We start from the raw sequence: 17,545 nt of genomic DNA, 5'->3' as shown, positions 1-17,545 counted from the left end.
GAAGTGCAGGCGATTTTCGTGACGCACACCACAACCGCAGCTTCTACATCTCCGGCCGACGAGCCTAATAGACGTCAAGATAGCGAAATAGGCTGGCACAAACAGCATCAACGCATGCTGACGTCGCCCTCCCCGTACCCCCGTATAGCCCCTTATACTGCTCGCGCAGCAGGTTCTTCTGCACCTTGCCCATGGTGTTGCGCGGCAGATCGTCGAGGAAGATGACGCGCTTGGGCAGCTTGTAGCGGGCGAGCCGCCCCCCCAGCGCCTCCAGCACCGCCGGCTCGTCCAGTGCCGCGTCGGGGCGGGCGATCACCACCGCCGTCACCCCCTCGCCGAAATCGGGGTGGAGCAGGCCGATCACCGCGCTCTCGATTACACCGGGCAGCGCGTCGATCTCGGTCTCGACTTCCTTGGGATAGACATTGTAGCCGCCCGAAATGACGAGGTCCTTGCCGCGCCCGACGATCTGCACATATCCGTCCGGCCCGACGAGGCCGAGATCGCCGGTGACGAACCAACCATCATGAAACTCCGCCGCCGTCTTCTCCGGCATGTGCCAATAGCCCTTGAATATATTGGGGCCGCGCAGCTCGATCATGCCGATCTCGCCCGTGCCGAGCACCTCCCCGCTCTCGGGCGACACGACACGCAGTTCCACGCCCGGCAGCGGGAAACCCACCGTGCCGGCGATGCGCTCGCCCTCATAGGGATTGGAGGTGTTCATGCCGGTCTCGGTCATGCCGTAGCGTTCGAGAATGGCGTGGCCCGTGCGGGCGCGCCATTCGCGGTGCGTCTCCGCCAGCAGCGGCGCCGAGCCGGAGATGAACAGCCGCATGCCCGCCGCCGCCTCGGGGGTCAGCTCGGGGGATTTCAGCAACCGGACATAGAAGGTCGGCACGCCCATCAGCACGCTCGCCCGGCCCGTGAGCGACAGGATGTACGCCGGATCGAACTTCGGCAGGAAGATCATCGACGAGCCGGCCGCCAGCGTCACATTGATGGCGACGAACAGGCCATGGGTGTGGAAGATCGGCAAGGCGTGGATCAGCACGTCGTCGGGCGTGAAGTGCCAGGCCTCGACCAGCGCCTGCGCATTGGAGGCGAGGTTTTCATGGGTGAGCATCGCCCCCTTGGAGCGGCCCGTAGTGCCTGAGGTATAGAGCAGCGCGGCGAGGTCGTCGGGCCTGCGCGGCACATCGGTGAAGCTGGGACGGCAGGCCTCGGCCGCCTCGCGCAGCGTGCCCTGTCCGTTCGCATCCATTGTGACCACCTGCGCCACGCCACGGGCGCAGGCGATGGGGGCCAGCACCGCTTCCGCCGCGGGATCGCAGATGAAGATCGCCGGTTCGGCATCACCGAGGAAATAATCGATCTCGGGCGGCGTATAGGCGGTGTTGAGTGGCAGGAACACGCCACCGGCCCGCACCGTCGCGAGATAGACGAACACCGCCTCCAGGCTCTTTTCCGCCTGCAGCGCCACCCGGTCGCCGGGCGCGAGGCCCATCGCCACCAGCGCATTGGCATATTGCGCGGTGCGCCGGTCGAGTTCGGCATAGGTGACAATGGCGCCCTCCGCCGTTTCGGCGAAGACGCGGGAGGGGACAGTGACGCCGGCGCGCAGGCGGTCGATCAGGTAATTGGGCATGGGTCGCAACATCCAGAAGGCAGGCGGCAAGATTACCGGCCTCCGACACAACCGACCATCAGCTTCGGTCTACGCCATTGGTTGTCGTAATGCACAAATGCTCCGCGTTCGCGGATGCCGTTGTGATGCTCAACTTATGGTTCACCGGCGTGACGTCGGCGCCCACCCTGCTCACTGGTGCATCTTATGCACGCAACGCGGGCGAAATAGCTGATTGTCCCCCTATCGGCATTTGATGAAGGTTGGGCTTCAAGCGTCGCGCGCAGCACAGCGCGCGGCGGCGGTTCTGAGGAGTCCTACTTTCATGAGCGCAGACGCCACGTCTCCCGCAGACAAAGGGGCGTCCGGTCCCCTGTCCGGCCTTCGCGTGATCGATGCCACGCACATGCTGGCCGGGCCCTATTGCACATGGCTGCTGGGCGCTCTCGGCGCGGACGTGGTCAAGATCGAGCGGCGGGGCGCGGGTGACTTCACGCGCATCATCGCTCCCTTCAAGGACGAGAAGAGCATCTATTTCATGAGCGTGAACCGCAACAAGCGCAGTCTCACGCTCGACCTCAAGCATCCTCGCGGCAAGGCGGTGATGACGCGTCTGCTCGCGGGCGCCGATGTGTTCGTCGAGAACAACCGTGCCGGCGTCATGGACCGCCTCGGCTTTGGCTATGAGACGGTGGCGGCGTTCAACCCACGGCTGGTCTATGCGTCGATCTCCGGTTTCGGCCAGACCGGGCCGTATCGGCACAAGCCCTCCTTCGACGCCATCGCGCAGGCCCTTTCCGGCATGATGAGCATCACCGGCGAAGAGGCGGGCCCCCCTGCACGGGTAGGCGCCTCCATCGGCGACATCGGCTCCAGCCTCTTCGCCACGATCGGCGTGCTCTCCGCTCTGCAGCAGCGCGAGCGCACCGGGCGCGGCACCTTCGTCGATGTCGCAATGCTCGACTGCCAGTTGGCGCTGATGGAGAATGCGATCGCCCGCTTCCTGAATGCCGGCGAAACGCCCCGGCGACTGGGCAGCCGTCATCCCCTCATTGCTCCGTTTCAGGCCTTCGCGACGGCCGACGAGCCGATCGCGGTCTGCGTCGACACTGCCGAGCAGTGGGAGCGGCTTTGCGGCGCGCTGGAGCGGCCGGACCTTCTGGCCGATTCGCGTTTCCCCACCGGTTCGGTACGCGCCGACCGGCATGCCGAGCTTGAACCGATCCTTGCCGAACTGTTCCGCGCACGCGGCCGCGGCGAGTGGCTGGCGATTCTCGACGAGGCCGACGTGCCGGCCAGCGCCATCAATTCCGTACCCGAGGCGCTGCAAGATCCTCAGGTAATCTCGCGCAACATGGTCAAGGAGGTTCCCGCCGGCTCGGGGCTGCGCTTCGTCTCCATGCCGATCCAGATGCCGCACACGCCGCTTCCCGACGAGAAGGCGCCTCCGGCGCTGGGCGAGCACAGCGAGGAAATCCTTGCCGATTTCGGTTTTTCTCCGGAAGAGATCGACACTCTCCGTGGCGAAGCGGTAATCTGAGCGATGCGGGATGCGCTCGCCATCCTGCTTAAAAAACGCCGCAACCTAGCGGCCAAGTAGTAGGTCGCTGCGCGCTCAGCGGCCCTTCCAGACCGGGGTGCGCTTGCCCAGAAAGGCGGCGATCGCCTCCTGCATGTCCTGCGAGCCGTAGCAGGCGGCCAGCAGGTCGTCGTCGGCATCGGCGGGCACGCCATGGTCGCGCAGGCGCAGCAGCGCCTGCCGCGTCGCCCACAGCGTGAGCGGCGCGAGTTGAGTCAGCGCCTCCGCGACCTCTTGCGCCTTTGCGTCGATCTCGTCATCGCCCACCACCGTGCGGATCGCGCGAACCGCAAGTAGGTCCTCGGCGCCAAGCAGTTTGGCGCTGAAGATCATCTCGCGGGTCATGGCGGTGCTGGTCATGACGATGAGGCGCGCATAATTGGTAAGGCTGAGGCAGTTGCCAACGGTGCGTGCGATAGGGAAGCCGAAGCGCAGCGACGATGCGGCGATCCGTACATCACAGGCTGAGGCGATGAGCGCGCCCTGGCCGACGCAGGCGCCGGCCATCGCAGCGACGGTGGGAACCCGCAACTGCTCGATGGCCACGATCAGGCGCTCCGCCTCGCGCTCCAGTGCGACGGCAGCCACGGGATCCGCCGCCTGACTCAGCGCGCCCATGTCTGCACCTGCCATGAAGGCCGGTTTTTCGCCGCGCATGCCGGTGAACACCACGGCCCGGACCGTGTCGTCATCGGCGATCTCCGCGAGCGCGGCAACGAGCTCATTCTCCATGCGCGCCGACATCGCGTTACGTACGCGCGGCCGGTCGAAGACGAGCCATTCAACGGCTCCTTCGCGCCGACGGGCGAGATGGGGCGTATCCATGTCTTGAAAGGTCATCGGGACGTCCTAAAGGGGTCTAGCTCGCGGTGCGTCGTCGGGTGCCGCGAAGATCTGGCAGTGCTCCGGGGGCAGATGCACAAGGACGGGCTCCCCCGGCTGAAAGTGAAGATGCGGACTGACAAAAGCCCGCAGCGTCGTGTTCGGCGCGATCTCGACAAGCACATCGCGATACTCGCCAAGATAGGCCGAGCGACGCACCACGCCGTTCAGATTGTTGGTGGCCCCACCGGCCTCACCCAGCCTGACGCGCGAGGGACGGATGCAGAGCACCGCCTTCCTGCCGGGGCCGGATAGTCCACTGCGATCCTGCGCGTGAAGGAGCGTGTCCGCGACCCTTAGCTGGCCCGGAGCTTCGTGTTGCCCCGGGATCTCGTTGTTGCTGCCGATGAACGAGGCGACAAAGGCATTGCTCGGCCGTTCGAAAATGTCCTCAGGCGAGCCCAGCTGCTGGACGATGCCGCCCTTCATCACTGCTACCTCGTCGGCCGTGACCAGAGCCTCGCCCTGGTCATGGGTGACGTAAACCGTTGTGATGCCGAGTTCGTCGTGCACGCGTCGGATTTCGAAGCGCATTTCCTCGCGCAAATGGGCGTCGAGGTTGGACAAAGGCTCGTCGAGCAGCAGGATTCGCGGCTCCACGGCCAGCGCCCGCGCCAGCGCGACGCGCTGCTGCTGTCCGCCGGAAAGCTCAAAGGGATAGCGATCGCGCAGCGGCGTAAGACGCACGGCTTCTAGCGCCCGGGAGAGCCGCGCCTCAAGCTCGGCACGCGCCAGCTTTCGCAGTTGCAGCCCGAAGGCGACATTCTCCGCGACCGTCTTGTGCGGCCAGACGGCGTAGTTCTGAAAAACCAGCGAGATGCCCCGCCGCTCGGGGGGAACAACGCGCTGCGGGCTGGAGATGAGCTCCCCGCCGGCGCGGATCTCGCCGCCGCTCGGCGTGTCGAAGCCGGCCAGCAGTTGCAGTGTCGTCGACTTGCCGCATCCCGAAGGCCCCAGCAGTGCCAGCAGGGCGCCATCGGGAATATGCAGATCGATAGACTTGAGGGCCTGGTAGGCACCGTAAGACTTGGACAGTTGGCGAATGTCGATATCGCTCATGGGACAGCTCCGAGGCTGGCCGCGTTGCGGCGGCGATAGGCGGCGCCCTCGGTGACGAAACGCGCGAGAAGGACGACGATGAGCGTGGCAAACAGGAGCAGGGCGCTGGCGGCGCAGACGGCCTCATAATTGCCCCCGTCCTTGTAGTTGTAGATCAAGGTCGTCATGACATTGGTCCGGGGAGAGACGAGGAAGATCGCCACCGACAACTCCCGCATGATCGGGATGAAGACCAGCAGCCAGCCCGCGACGAGCCCGCCACGCATCAGCGGCGCGGTGATGGAGGCGAAGGTGCGGGCCTCTGTGGCGCCGACGCTGCGCGCCGCGCGTTCGAGATCGGGGCTTATGCCCTTGAGGATCGACCCGGCCTGCGAATAGGCGATCGGCAGGAACGTCGCCACGAAGGCCGCAATGATGATGGTGGCCGTGCCGTAGAGGGTCAGCGGCTGCCGCGTATAGGCGGAGAAGAAACCGACCGACAGCACGATGCCGGGAATGATGATCGGGATGGTTACGAGTGCGGCGATCAGGCCAGCGCCGCGGAGGAGCTTCCGCTCGACGATGTAGGCGACCAGAATGCCGATGATCATGCAGAAGCTGGCGGCGCCCCCGGCATAGAGCAGGCTGTTGACGATGGCGCGCTGGGTTTCGGCATTTTCGAAGATCGCCCAGCGATACCAATGCAGCGTGAGATTGGAGGGGATGGGCCCAAGGCCCCATGCTCGGCTCAGCGATACGAGCACGATGGCGATATAGGGCAGCACGACCGCCGTGACCGGAACGATCAGGGCAAAGGCGAGCGCCGGCAGACGCCAGCCTTTCAGCCGTATCTTCCGCCCGGCTCGTCCCTTGCCGCCCACGGTGGTGAACTGCCGCCGGCCGAGAATGCAGCGCCTGGCGTAGAACAGCATGCCGGTGATCGCGATCAGCGGCATGCAATAGGCGGCAGACATGTAAAGCGCGGGCGGGAAGAGCTGGTAGAACTCGGCCAGCTTGGTGGTGACCACCAGTGTGCCGCTCGGCGTCAGCAGGAAGGCCGGCACGCCGAACAGGGTCATGCCCTGGATGAAGGAGAGGATAAAGCCCACCAGTACGGCTGGCATGACCAGCGGAATGGTGACCGAAAACATGGTCTTTACGACGCCGGAACCCAGGGTTGTGGCCGCGTCTTCGAGTTCGACCGGCATTTCCTCTAGCGCGCTGGAGACCAGCGTGAAGGTGTAGGGCACGGTATAGATCGAGCAGACGAAAATGGTGCCGATCATCGAGTAGATGCTCAGCAGCGGCCAATCCGCACCGCTCAGCGCCCGCCAGCCGACATTGAGCCAGCCCGAATTGGGTGCGGCGAGGAGAATCCAGCCAAGGGCGCCGATGAAGGAGGGGGTGACAAAGGCCGCCATGGTGAAGAGGCGGACGAATCCGCGCATGGGCATATCGGTGCGGGCGACCAGCCATGCCAACGGTACGCCCAGCAGCGTCGAGATGACGGCGACCGCCGTTGCCAGAACAAGCGAATTGAATAGCGGGGCCCACAGCGATGTGGGGGTGAAGATCTGCACATAGTTGCGCAGGGTCCATTGGCCAGTGACATCATCATGGAAACTGTTGAATACGATCCAGCCGAGCGGCTGGACGATCAGCAGCGCCAGCACCGCAAGCAGGATGACAAGCACGATCAACCGGAACGCATGGTGGCATCGATAGCCGACCGAGGCGGAGCGCGCCGCGCTCACCGAGCGTGATGAGGCCATGGGTACATTTCCGGTTTCATCAAAAAGGGCAGCGTACCGCCGTGACGTGAGCCAATCCGAGGTGGATACCGGTCCGGCGACATGAAGGGCACCGGACCGGCGCGACCGGCCGGATGTCAGCCGACGATTTCCTTCCACTTGGCAATGCCTTCCGCCACTTCGGCGGCCAGATTGTCCACCGGGTTGCGGTACCATTTGATCGATTCGAGCGTGCGCCCCTCGGCCCAGGGAACATCGGTGCGCAGGGTCGGCCAGAAATTCTTGGCGAGGATGTTCGACACTTCCACCGAATACAGGAAGTCGGTGAAGAGCTTCCCGGCATTGGGGTGCGGCGCCTTGGTGGGAACCGCAGTAAGGCCCAGATTGAGGATCGCGTCATCGGAGGGAACCGTGACGCCGATCGGGTTGCCCGCCGCCTGCTGGGTCAGCGAGTAGCTGAACGGCGCGGCGGAACCCACCTTGCGCTCGCCCGAGAGAATGTCGGTCACCGTGTCGACATTGGATTGACCGACCTTCGGCTTTTGCTTGGCGAAGGCCCGGAGGAAGTCGTCGCCGTACTTCTTGCGGATGGCGACGACCCAGCTCGCCACATCGCCGGAGAAGGCCGGGCTGCCGGTGGTGATCTGGTTCGCCCATGGCGCGTCAAGCAGCGCCGTCCAGGAGGCCGGCGGCGCGGTAACCGAGGTGGACTGATTGATCGTGGTCAGGCTGATGGCGCCGACATGATAGGTGTTCTCAGGGTCAATGTTACGGAACGCCTCCGGCACCATGTTGATATTGGTGGGCTTGAACGGCTGGATGGCGCCGAGCTTCTGCAGGTCCTTGTAATGCAGCAGGTTCGTCGTGCCGATGGAGTCGCACTGCACGGCGTCATTCTGAATTTCAAGGCGCAGGCGCGTGAAGATCGTCTGCGACGCCTGGCGCAGCAGGCTCACCTCGATGCCGGGGTACTTCGCCTTGAAGGCATCGCGGATCTCCTCGATGGTCTTCTGCTCATAGGAACCCCAGTACAGATTGAGGGCGCCCTCCTTTTTCGCGGCCGCGTACAGCGCATCGTCCGCGGCGCTCACGGGAGAGATCCGGAGTGCCGAGGCGGCCAAGGCGGCGGCGCCACCCATCAACACGTGTCGTCTGCTAAAAGCTGCCATCAGTCGGTTCCCCTCATTCTTATGAACCAAGCGCCTCTGGAAGGCGGTCAGTAGTCTCCCGTGGTCGCGCCACCATCGACGACGATCACCTGCCCGGTGACGTAGCTGGCGTCATCGGAGGCGAGAAAGGCCGCGACGGACGCAATCTCGGAAGGTCGCGCGGTCCGGCCCAGCGGCATCTTTGCTATCCAGCTGTCGCGCAGCTCCTGCGGCACGCCCTTGAGGATCGTGGTTTCGACGATGCCCGGGGTAATGGCGTTGGCGCCGCGCGCCTTCCAGCGCCACGGTCCGGGTCAGGCCAACGATGCCGGCTTTCGCGGCGGCGTAGTTGGATTGGCCGAACGCACCGAACATGGCGGTCGAGGCGGTGTTGATGATGCGTCCCCAGCCCCTCTTGCCGACAAGCGAGAAAGCGACCTGGCAGCCGAGCCAGGTGCCGCGCAGGCTGATGTCGATGACCTGGGTCCATTCCTCGTCGGTCATCTTCGGCAGCGAGCGATCCCGCACGATGCCGGCGACGTTCGCAACGACATCGACGCCGGCGAATTTCGGCGGCAGCGCCGCTACAGCGCTTTCCCAGCTCGCGCGGCTGGCCACGTCCAGCGCCAGCGCGCAGGCCTCATGCCCTTTAGCCGTCAGATGCTCGGCCCGGGCGACAGCCTGATCGAGCACAAGATCTGCCACGACGACCCGCGCGCCTTCGGCGGCGAAGCGTTCGCAGATCGCGCTGCCGATACCCCCGGCGCCGCCGGTCACCAGCGCGACATGTCCTTTAAGGCACGGCGATGTCACGAAGCTTTCTCCTGCTCGCCGGGCCCGATGAGGAAGACGTCTTCGCCTTCCTGAAGCGGTTCCCCGTTCTGATTCTTGAGCGACAGGGCGACGCGAACGATTCCGGTCCCCGGTCGCGATCGGCTGGCGCGCGTCTCCAGCACATTCGCCTCGTAGTGCAGCGTATCGCCGGCGAAAATGGGGGCCACAAAGCGCCGCCGGGTTTCCAGGAATGCCTCGATCGCCCAATCGTCGATGAGCGAGCGCAGGCCCGTGCTCAACGCGTGGCCGAGCATGCCGTGGGCGACGCGCTTGCCAAAGCCGTGCGCCGCGGCGAATTCAGCGTCCATGTGCAGCGGGTTGAAATCACCGGTCAGCCCGGCGAACTGAACGATATGCGCCTCGGTAATGGTCACGCGGGCCGATTTCAGCTGCTGGCCGACCTCGATGGCGGCGAAGGCAACGCTCATGGACGTTCCCCCTTGATACGGAACAGCGGCAGATCCGGCGTTCCCGCGACGGTGCCGAAAAAGACCTCGACCGGCATTCCCCCCGGATATCGGTACCCGGCTCCGTCTCTAGTCGCGAGAGGACGAGCACTCCCTCGTCCAGCATCACCAGAGCGCAGGTATAGGGCGTCTCGAACGCACTTGTGCCGCGCCGGATGGTGGTGAACGAAAAGATGGTGCCGTGCCCGCTCGCCTCGACCCATTCCGGCGAAGCGCCGGGGGGCATAGATGGAATGGGCGCGCGGATACCATTGATGTTTACCGGTGACCGGGCAGACCTGGATCATCAGTTGTCCCGCGCGTGCCCCCTCCCAGAAGGGATCGGCCGTTACATCGGTCACTGGAGGCATGCCCTTCGTCATCGCTGCGGCCTCAAACCGTGAGAATGGCGGTAGCGGCGGCGCAGAATGTGCCTCCAGCCCATGGACCAGAGCCTCCTCGGCATCGGGAACCTGCAAGCCCGGTCCTTCGCCGCGCAACTGCCGCACCCCTTCGATAAGCGTGAAGATGCCGCGCTTGCCGGGATGGTTCGAGGACAGCCCGCCACCGTCGGTATTGGTCGGAAGCCGCCCGCCCAGCGTCAGATGCCCCGTCATCGACAAAGCCGCCGCTTTCCCCGCGCCCGCAGAAACCCAGATCTTCCAGCGCGAGCATCGGCGTGATCGTGAACGCGTCATAGATCTGCGCGACGTCGATATCGTCGTGCCCGATACCGGCCATGGCGAAGGCGTGGGGGCCAGAGATCGCCGCCGGCGTCGAAAGATCGGGTGCGATCTGGCTGAGCTGGGTGCGGGCCGCCGCGCTTCCGAAGCCGGAAAGATGAATTGGACGGCGGCGGCAATTTTCTGCGCGTTCCGCGCTGGTCATCACGATGGCGCCGCCGCCATCGGTGACGACGCAGCAATCGAGCTTGCGCAAGGGCGACGCGATTGACGTGGAGGCTAGCACATCGTCGATGGTGATCGGAGCGGTGAAGCGGGCATGGGGATTATTAGCCGCATGCTGGCGGAAGGTGACGGCGACCTTGGCAAGCTGTTCGGATGTCGTACCGTAAAGCGCAATGTGGCGCTGGGCGAACATCGCATAGGTCGAGATCAGGGTCGGGCCGTAGGGAAGCTCGAACTGGCCTGGGCCCGCCGGCAGCACGAAGGGATCGAAGGACGGCGTGTCCAGGGGCCACCAGCGCGGACAGGCGGCATAGCTGATGACCACCACATCCGCGAGGCCTGTCGCGATTGCCGCCGCCGCGTGGCCGGCATGGACGATGTAGGAACAGCCGCCGACATCGGTGCTGTCGAAGAAGGTCGGCGTGATGCCCGCATATTCGGCGAACTCGGTGAGGCTGCTGACGCCGCCGCCTTCCCAGTCACTGGCGACCACACGGAGCCCGTCCACCTCGGAGAGCGCGATGCCGGCGTCGTCCAGCGCCCCGGCGAAACATTCCATCTGAAGCGCAAAGGGGTGAAGGCGCGGCGCCTGCCGGCGTGGCGACTCATATGCACCGACGATTGACGCTTTGCCCGAGATGCTGGCCACGCGAGATTTCCCATCTGTCCTGCCATCGAGCCTAGGTCGTTTCACCCCTCCGACAAGCAGTTTGAAGCCTGCCCATTGGTGCATTACGCGCATCTATTGCCCGCTTGACGGGGGCCGAGCGACGCGCGTCATCTAAGGCGCAACGAAAGCGTGAACGCGGTCGTTCATTCGTTGTAGGAGCTGCTGCCCATGTCTGAGGCCTTCCGTCGCCGCCTGCCGCCTCTTTTGGCGTTACGTGCATTTGAGACATTCGGCCGGAACGGAACGGTCAGAGGCGCCGCAGACGAACTCGCCGTCTCTCACACGGTGGTTTCGCGTCATATCCAGAACCTTGAAGCGGCGATCGGCGTGAAGCTTGTTCAGAAATCCGGGCGCGGCCTCAGCCTCACCCGAGAGGGCAAGCGCTATTCCGGGCAACTCAGCCGCGCGCTGGACCTGATTGCCAGCGCTACGAGCGAGCTGTGGGGAGGCAGCAGCGATGCACTTCATATCTGTTGCATGGCAGGGCTTGCCTCACGACGGCTGCTGGCGCGACTGCCGGAAATCGAGCGTTTTCTCGGCGGCCGCGAGATCATTCTCCAGCCTATTTCCGCACGACCAGACTTCAGCCAGGGGGAGGTCGATGCCGAGATAAACTACCTCGAATATCCCAATTTTCCGCCGGACCTGCGCGGGGAAATTGTCTACCGGCCCCGAATCCTCGCAGTTGCGAGCCAGGCGTTCAACGAGGCTCACCGGCACATCCGCACGGCGAGCGATCTGGTGAAGCTGCCGCTCCTCCACGAGCGTTCGACGCGGCAGTGGGAAAACTGGCTGGAGCATGCCGGGGTCGTCAGCGTTCCCCCACTGAAGGGGCCAAAGCTGTGGCACGGGCATCTCGCCGTAGAGGCCGCAAGGCTGGGGCAAGGCGTGGCTCTGGTGAGCGATCTCATGGCCGGGGAATTGCTCACGACTGGCGAGCTGGTCGAGATATGCCGGGCCAATGTCCGGCTGGGCGCGTACTATTTCATCGCACCAGCGCGCCGATGGAATGACCCGGCCATCTCGGCACTACGCGACTGGCTTCACGGCTTTGTCCGGCAGTGCATGGTTGAACCTGCTGCTTCGCCCTCACGTTGAGCGACGGGTTGTTGCCACGAGATGCCTGGACGAAATCTGTAGGGCCACTAACAACTTCAAAAGTACCATAATGTACGATTGAGAAGGTTCAGAAATATGAAAATTATATCTCCGATATCGATACCGAAAATAATACGATAAATGTCTTTATATTAGGATAAAATTATATTAAGATAATGCGTAATTACTGAACGTTGTTGAATATTATCTCAATTATTCTGCAGCAAGAGAGCCGATGCGTGTCCTGGCGCGCAAAAGGGATGGCGTGCCGATCGAGGTGAAACTGTGAACACCTATGTTATTGAGCTTCCTATGATTTAAGCTGCGGGCCAGTCACCGCAGGTGAGCGTACAATGCGGCGGCCTCGGGGTCGCCTCTGCTGTACGGCGGCATAATCTCGGCTTTGCGGAGGCCGTGCATCCTTGTTCCAGCGAGCGCGAGAGCGGCATAAGTGCTGCCCGAGCGTGCTCACACGACTAGGCGGTGTGGACGGATTTGATGAGGATGAAGCTGAAGGCGAGCGCGACGATTGCGGTGAAGCTGCGCTCTGTTTTCTCGCAGCGTGGGGCAACGCGCTTGAAACGCTTGAGCTTTCCGAAGCACTGCTCGATGCGGACCCTGCACTTGTAAAGCACCTTCGGGAAGAAGGCGGGACGATCCTTCTCGTTTGATTTGAACGGGATGGCGGGCGCGATGCCGCGCGCTCGGGCCAGCACTCGATTGGCCTTGGCGTCATAGCCCTTGTCGGCGAGCGCCGCGCGGGGCTTCACATCGGGACCGAGATCCAGCAGCTTGAACAGCGGGCTGTCGCTGGCCTCGCCGCCGGTCAGGTGGAAGGTGATTGGCAGGCCCTCGAAGCCACTCTTGAGGTGGATCTCAGTGGAGAAGCCGCCGCGTGAGCGCCCGAGGGCGGCGTGGCCCGGCTGCCCCCCTTTGCCTCGGCGGCGGAGACGTGGGCACGCACCACGGTAGAATCGAACATCTGGACCAGATGCGCGGTGCGGCTGAGCGAGGCCAGCGTTTCGAAGAACAGCTCGAACACGCCGGCCTGGCGCAGCCGCCAGAACCACTTCCAGACGCTGTTCCAGGATCCAAACTTCGCCGGCAGGGCCGCCAGGTGATGTTGTGCACGGTAAAATAGCGCATCACCTCGAGGAACTTGCGATCGTCGCGCCCCTTGTCGCCCCGCCGCGAGCGGCAGGCATGGAACACATCCAGCGCCACCGCCCAATCCTCAGGGGCCTTCACGCCTTTGAGCACGGATGCACCGGCACGATACGTTTGGCGTTCACGGTCTTCCCTGCGGCGAGGACGTAGCAGTCTATGCCCTCAATCTCCTCCCGCTGCGCCCGGAGGCACTCGGACAGTCGCATACCGGAATAGAGCGAGATGAGCGCCAACGCCTTCAAATCCGGCTGATCCTTCAGGACGCCAAAGACCGCCTTCAGCTCTGCCTCTGCGAACGCCTCATAGCTCTCTGGCGCCTTCCCGATCACCCCCATGCTTTGCCGGAGGCCCTCAAAGGGGTTCGCAGGAGGGGCCTCCTCTTTGCGGTGCGCCCATGCCCACAGAGCCGCCATGTGATTCACATAACGCTTGATGGTTTCCCGAGAGCGCCCTTCCGAGACCTTCTCAAGCCATTCCGTAGCCTGCTTCTTGGTCACACCGTTCAGCGGCCGGTCTTTCCGTTCCCCTATCCAGAGGCTTACCGTTCCACGATAATTCGCGGTGGTGGTTGGGTTCGCCTTCGGGTTCTTCGCGAGGTAGTCGTCCAGAAGCTCGGAGACTGGCAAGCGGTCCTTCACGTGGTCGGAAAGGGCGTTCCATCCGGTCTCTACGTGCTCCCCGCGCTCCTCAGCCGCCTCCAGCTCATCCGCAATGGCCTCCAGCGCAGGATTGTCCATCTCCTCCCCGTCCAGCGCATTGACGACCTTAGGAGGCCCGACGGCAGCAAGGCGCGCGCGAAAGGCGGCATAGTCCGTGGAGCGTGGGGCGAGCCTCCCGGTCTTGTTTCCCGATGCCTTGGCCGTCCTACGTTCGAACTCGGCGCGCGCGATGGCAAGGACATCCCAACGGCGATGCCGCGCCTCCTGCAAATCAGTGGTGCCGAGTGCCTTTCGGAAATACGGACCCATCTCCTCCCGAAGCGCGTAAGGCACGGGGATGCGGGCATACCAGCGCGCGCCGATACGTTGCAGATAGAGGGTATCTGAAGAGGGTTTCTTGACCATCGCTTCAGGTTGCCACTCAGGAGCGCCTGTAGGCAAGAGCTGTAGTCAAGACCTGTAGGCAGCCGAAGTTCTTGATTCATAAGAACTTTGGCGCTCCCATGGGGAATCGAACCCCAGTTTTCGCCGTGAGAGGGCGACGTCCTGACCGCTAGACGATGGGAGCGTGCGCGGAATGGCGGCTTATTAGTGCCAAATGCCCTGCCGATCAAGTGCCCGCAAGACAGATATCGCCCCGCCGCACCTCAGGCTGGGGATAACCGGTCACGCCGTTTCACGGCTCCGCCGCATAGCCGATGGTGCCCCGTGGGGTATGGTCCTTGATATCGAAAAAGCGGGTCTCGACCGCGCCCTGCCGCTCGATCGTCACAGCGATCGTGCCTTCCGACAGCGACGCCGACAGCACGCGGGCATCCTTCGGCAGGCGAATCGTGCCCTCTATAGTCGCCGGCGTGCTTTTCCAACCGCTCACGACCCTGTATCCGATGGCACCGAACAGGGCGAGAAAGCCGAAGGCCATCAGCAGGCCGGAAAACGCCGCAAAACCACGCAGCTTGCGCAGCACGCGCTCCTGCGCGGGGTCCAGCTTCTCGTCAGAATCGGGAGGGGTCATGAATGCACCGTCGGAGGAATCGCTGAACGGCGTCCCCCTGGAAGAGGTGGAGGACGACATGCCCGCATCCGATGCGGGCGAGACCGTCACTATCACCGTCGCGCCGCAGGATGAAGGCCAGAGGCTCGATCGCGTGCTGGCGCGCCATTTGCCGGACCTCAGCCGCACGCGCATCCAGGCGCTGATCGCGGCCGGCCATCTCGCGCGGCTCGGCCAGCCGGTCGCGGGCGGTTCGGCCAAGGCGGCGGCCGGCGATCGCTTCGAGCTCACCCTGCCGCCGCCGGAGCCGGCCGCGCCCCTGCCCCAGGCGATCCCGCTGGTCATCGCCTATGAGGATGACGACCTCATCGTCGTCGACAAGCCCGCCGGCATGGTCGTCCATCCCGCGCCCGGCAACCCGGACGGCACGCTGGTGAACGCGCTTCTCCACCATTGCGGCGCCAGTCTTTCCGGCGTCGGCGGGGTGCGCCGGCCCGGCATCGTGCATCGGCTGGACAAGGACACGTCCGGCCTGCTGGTAGTGGCGAAGAACGACGCCGCCCATCGCGCGCTGGCCGCCCAGTTCGCCGACCATGGCCGCACCGGCCCGCTGGAACGGGCCTATGTCGCCTTCGCCTGGGGCGCCCCGGAGATGCCGCGCGGCACGGTGGACGCGCCGATCGACCGCCATCCCATCGCGCGCGACCGCATGGCGGTGCGGGCCGGCGGGCGCTTCGCCATCACCCATTGGGAGCGGGAGGCGGTGTTCCTCGATGCCGGCAACCGTCCGCTGGCCTGCCGCATCGCCTGCCGGCTCGAGACCGGGCGCACCCACCAGATCCGCGTGCATATGGCCCATATCGGCCATCCGCTGCTCGGCGACGAAACCTACGCCACCGGCCACAAGACCAAGGCCGCGCGGCTTTCCCCCGAGGCGCGCACGGCGCTGGAGGGGCTCGGCCGACAGGCGCTCCATGCCGCCCGGCTCGGCTTCGAGCATCCGGCGACCGGCGCCTTCCTCAGCTTCGAAAGCCCGCTCCCGCCCGATCTCGCGGCACTGGAGGCGGCGCTCGCCGGCATGGAAAAGTGAGCCTTCCGGCCGCAAGACGGCACATCTCAAGCCATCGTGACCGTCCTGACGTTGCGCTTTCGCCTTTTGTGTCCGTTCCTGTATGATGCATCGGCGGTCGGCTGAATGCGGCCGCTCACAGGCTGCCCGGTGAGGGGGCCTTCGGACGGATGAAGGAGGGTGCTACATGGCCCGTTCCGCAATGTCTATTCCTTCCGCGGAAGGCGGTCTGTCCCGCTATCTGGAGGAAATCCGGCGGTTTCCGATGCTGGAGCCGCAGGAGGAATACATGCTCGCCAAGCGCTGGCGCGAGCATGAGGATCCCGAGGCCGCCCAGCGCCTCGTCACCAGCCATCTGCGCCTCGTCGCCAAGATCGCGATGGGCTATCGCGGCTATGGGCTGCCGATTTCCGAGGTCATTTCCGAGGGAAATGTCGGGCTGATGCAGGCGGTGAAGCGGTTCGAGCCCGAAAAGGGCTTCCGCCTCGCCACCTATGCGATGTGGTGGATCAAGGCCTCGATCCAGGAATACATCCTGCGGTCCTGGAGCCTTGTGAAGATGGGCACCACGGCGGCGCAAAAGAAGCTTTTCTTCAATCTTCGCAAGGCCAAGAGCCAGATCTCGGCGCTGGAGGAAGGCGACCTGCGCCCCGACCAGGTCGCCACTATCGCGACCAAGCTCGGCGTCTCCGAGCAGGACGTGATCGACATGAACCGCCGGCTCGGCGGCGATTCCTCGCTCAACGCGCCCATCCGCGGCGATGTCGAGGGCGGCGGCGAATGGCAGGACTGGCTCGCCGACGATCGCGAGAGCCAGGAAAGCTCGCTGGTCGAGCACGAGGAGCTGGACAATCGCCGCACGGCACTGTCGGGCGCGCTCTCGGTGCTGAACGATCGCGAGCGCCGCATCTTCGAGGCCCGCCGCCTGAGCGACGACCCGATGACGCTGGAGGACCTCGCCTCCGAATTCGGCGTCTCGCGCGAGCGCGTCCGCCAGATCGAGGTGCGAGCCTTCGAGAAGGTGCAGAAGGCGGTGATCGACCGCGTGCAGAAGATGGAAGCCCCGGCGGCACGGGAAACATCGCCGGCGGCGTAGGCGCGCCGGCGACATCGGGCAGACGGCCCTCGATTCTCCTGCCACCCGCGATCCCGTCCGGTGCGCAGGGCCGGGCCGGGATCGTGTGGGCCTCCGGGAACATGCGCCCCCGCGCGTCCGGTTCTCCAGACCGGGCACCCGCCGTACCTGATCCCGCCTCGCGGTTGCGGCTGCGGCCGGTATGACGGATGAACCGAGGCCGGGCCGGACACACCGTCCAACGACGCGCAGGCCACCCGCTATGCCTTGCCTTGCCTTGCCTGCCCCTCACCACCCGCCGTCATCCCGGCCCGGCCCGGCCCGGCGCGCAGCGCAGGGCCGGGATCGCATGGGCCTTCGGGAACCTGCGCCCCCGCTCGCCCGGCTCTCCAGACAGGGCCACCCGGCCGTACCTGATCCCGCCTCGCGATTGCGGCTGCGGCCGGGAGGACGGATGAGCCGGGATCGCATCGGGCTGCGGGCGCAGGTCTCCCGCCTCTCCGCGGCCGGGCATTGATGTGTGAGGAATATATTCCTTGACATATGCCCCCCCTCGCGCCATCCTTCCCTCACTCGTCCCGCCTCAGAAGGTCACGCCGG

14 protein-coding genes, 1 tRNA gene and 3 pseudogenes are annotated in these 17,545 nt (G+C 64.8%); 4 read left to right on the top strand and 14 right to left on the bottom strand.

Going from position 1 to position 17,545, the window contains the following annotated elements; translation table 11 throughout:
* Positions 1-64: 64 nt before the first annotated feature.
* Positions 65-1,648, bottom strand: coding sequence for a malonate--CoA ligase (locus tag MWN34_RS06250; RefSeq protein ID WP_247027694.1), 1,584 nt, complete (start codon positions 1,646-1,648; stop codon positions 65-67).
* 304 nt (positions 1,649-1,952) lie between these two features.
* On the opposite strand from MWN34_RS06250, the gene MWN34_RS06245 reads away from it, so the two are divergent.
* On the top strand, positions 1,953-3,167 hold the full coding sequence (locus MWN34_RS06245) for a CaiB/BaiF CoA transferase family protein (RefSeq protein ID WP_247027692.1): 1,215 nt from the start codon (positions 1,953-1,955) through the stop codon (positions 3,165-3,167).
* A gap of 75 nt (positions 3,168-3,242) precedes the next feature.
* Here the strand turns inward: MWN34_RS06245 and MWN34_RS06240 are convergent, their stop codons facing one another.
* The 9 genes and pseudogenes from MWN34_RS06240 to MWN34_RS19765 all read right to left on the bottom strand — a co-directional run.
* On the bottom strand, positions 3,243-4,046 hold the full coding sequence (locus MWN34_RS06240; protein ID WP_247027690.1) for an enoyl-CoA hydratase: 804 nt from the start codon (positions 4,044-4,046) through the stop codon (positions 3,243-3,245).
* Between the two features lie 9 nt (positions 4,047-4,055).
* A complete protein-coding gene (locus MWN34_RS06235; protein WP_247027688.1) occupies positions 4,056-5,147 on the bottom strand; it encodes an ABC transporter ATP-binding protein in 1,092 nt (363 codons plus the stop codon).
* The gene (locus tag MWN34_RS06230; protein WP_247027686.1) at positions 5,144-6,898 is read right to left on the bottom strand and encodes an ABC transporter permease; all 1,755 of its coding nucleotides are present in this window, start codon (positions 6,896-6,898) and stop codon (positions 5,144-5,146) included. The genes MWN34_RS06235 and MWN34_RS06230 overlap by 4 nt, the downstream gene beginning before the upstream one ends.
* Before the next feature lie 116 nt (positions 6,899-7,014).
* Positions 7,015-7,968, bottom strand: a complete 954-nt coding sequence (locus MWN34_RS06225; RefSeq protein ID WP_247027684.1) for an ABC transporter substrate-binding protein — start codon at positions 7,966-7,968, stop codon at positions 7,015-7,017.
* Between the two features lie 125 nt (positions 7,969-8,093).
* Positions 8,094-8,802 (bottom strand): annotated as a pseudogene (locus MWN34_RS06220) (SDR family oxidoreductase).
* Positions 8,803-8,834: 32 nt separating this feature from the next.
* Positions 8,835-9,287, bottom strand: coding sequence for a MaoC/PaaZ C-terminal domain-containing protein (locus MWN34_RS06215; RefSeq protein WP_247027682.1), 453 nt, complete (start codon positions 9,285-9,287; stop codon positions 8,835-8,837).
* Positions 9,184-9,552 (bottom strand): Zn-ribbon domain-containing OB-fold protein, encoded by a 369-nt coding sequence (locus MWN34_RS19775; RefSeq protein WP_425532063.1) that lies wholly within the window; start codon positions 9,550-9,552, stop codon positions 9,184-9,186. Before MWN34_RS19775 ends, MWN34_RS06215 begins: the two co-directional genes overlap by 104 nt.
* A 19-nt stretch (positions 9,553-9,571) precedes the next feature.
* Positions 9,572-9,922, bottom strand: a pseudogene (locus tag MWN34_RS19770) (thiolase C-terminal domain-containing protein); the annotation flags it as partial.
* Between the two features lie 88 nt (positions 9,923-10,010).
* Positions 10,011-10,193, bottom strand: a pseudogene (locus tag MWN34_RS19765) (thiolase); the annotation flags it as partial.
* A gap of 858 nt (positions 10,194-11,051) precedes the next feature.
* Here MWN34_RS19765 and MWN34_RS06205 point away from each other — a divergent pair.
* Positions 11,052-11,981: a LysR substrate-binding domain-containing protein gene (locus MWN34_RS06205; RefSeq protein ID WP_247027678.1), complete on the top strand. Its 930-nt coding sequence runs from the start codon at positions 11,052-11,054 to the stop codon at positions 11,979-11,981.
* A 476-nt stretch (positions 11,982-12,457) separates the two neighbouring features.
* Here the strand turns inward: MWN34_RS06205 and MWN34_RS06200 are convergent, their stop codons facing one another.
* From MWN34_RS06200 to MWN34_RS06185, 4 genes are all read right to left on the bottom strand, one after another.
* On the bottom strand, positions 12,458-13,051 hold the full coding sequence (locus tag MWN34_RS06200) for an IS5 family transposase (RefSeq protein ID WP_247027676.1): 594 nt from the start codon (positions 13,049-13,051) through the stop codon (positions 12,458-12,460).
* 174 nt (positions 13,052-13,225) lie between these two features.
* A complete protein-coding gene (locus tag MWN34_RS06195; RefSeq protein WP_247027674.1) occupies positions 13,226-14,212 on the bottom strand; it encodes a DUF6538 domain-containing protein in 987 nt (328 codons plus the stop codon).
* Between the two features lie 88 nt (positions 14,213-14,300).
* A tRNA-Glu gene (locus MWN34_RS06190) sits at positions 14,301-14,375 on the bottom strand.
* Positions 14,376-14,483: 108 nt separating this feature from the next.
* Positions 14,484-14,882, bottom strand: a complete 399-nt coding sequence (locus tag MWN34_RS06185) for a hypothetical protein (RefSeq protein ID WP_247027672.1) — start codon at positions 14,880-14,882, stop codon at positions 14,484-14,486.
* Here MWN34_RS06185 and MWN34_RS06180 point away from each other — a divergent pair.
* Together MWN34_RS06180 and rpoH are read left to right on the top strand one after the other, a co-directional pair.
* Positions 14,881-15,891, top strand: a complete 1,011-nt coding sequence (locus tag MWN34_RS06180; protein ID WP_247027670.1) for an RluA family pseudouridine synthase — start codon at positions 14,881-14,883, stop codon at positions 15,889-15,891. The two genes, MWN34_RS06185 and MWN34_RS06180, sit on opposite strands and share 2 nt — an antisense overlap.
* Before the next feature lie 166 nt (positions 15,892-16,057).
* Positions 16,058-16,966 (top strand): RNA polymerase sigma factor RpoH, encoded by a 909-nt coding sequence (rpoH, locus tag MWN34_RS06175; protein WP_247027668.1) that lies wholly within the window; start codon positions 16,058-16,060, stop codon positions 16,964-16,966.
* Positions 16,967-17,545 lie beyond the last annotated feature (579 nt).

This window comes from Ancylobacter crimeensis (assembly GCF_023016805.1).
In the GTDB taxonomy this organism is placed as follows: domain Bacteria; phylum Pseudomonadota; class Alphaproteobacteria; order Rhizobiales; family Xanthobacteraceae; genus Ancylobacter; species Ancylobacter crimeensis.
Note: the sequence above shows the minus strand (reverse complement) of the source record. Positions and strands in the feature narration are given on the sequence as shown.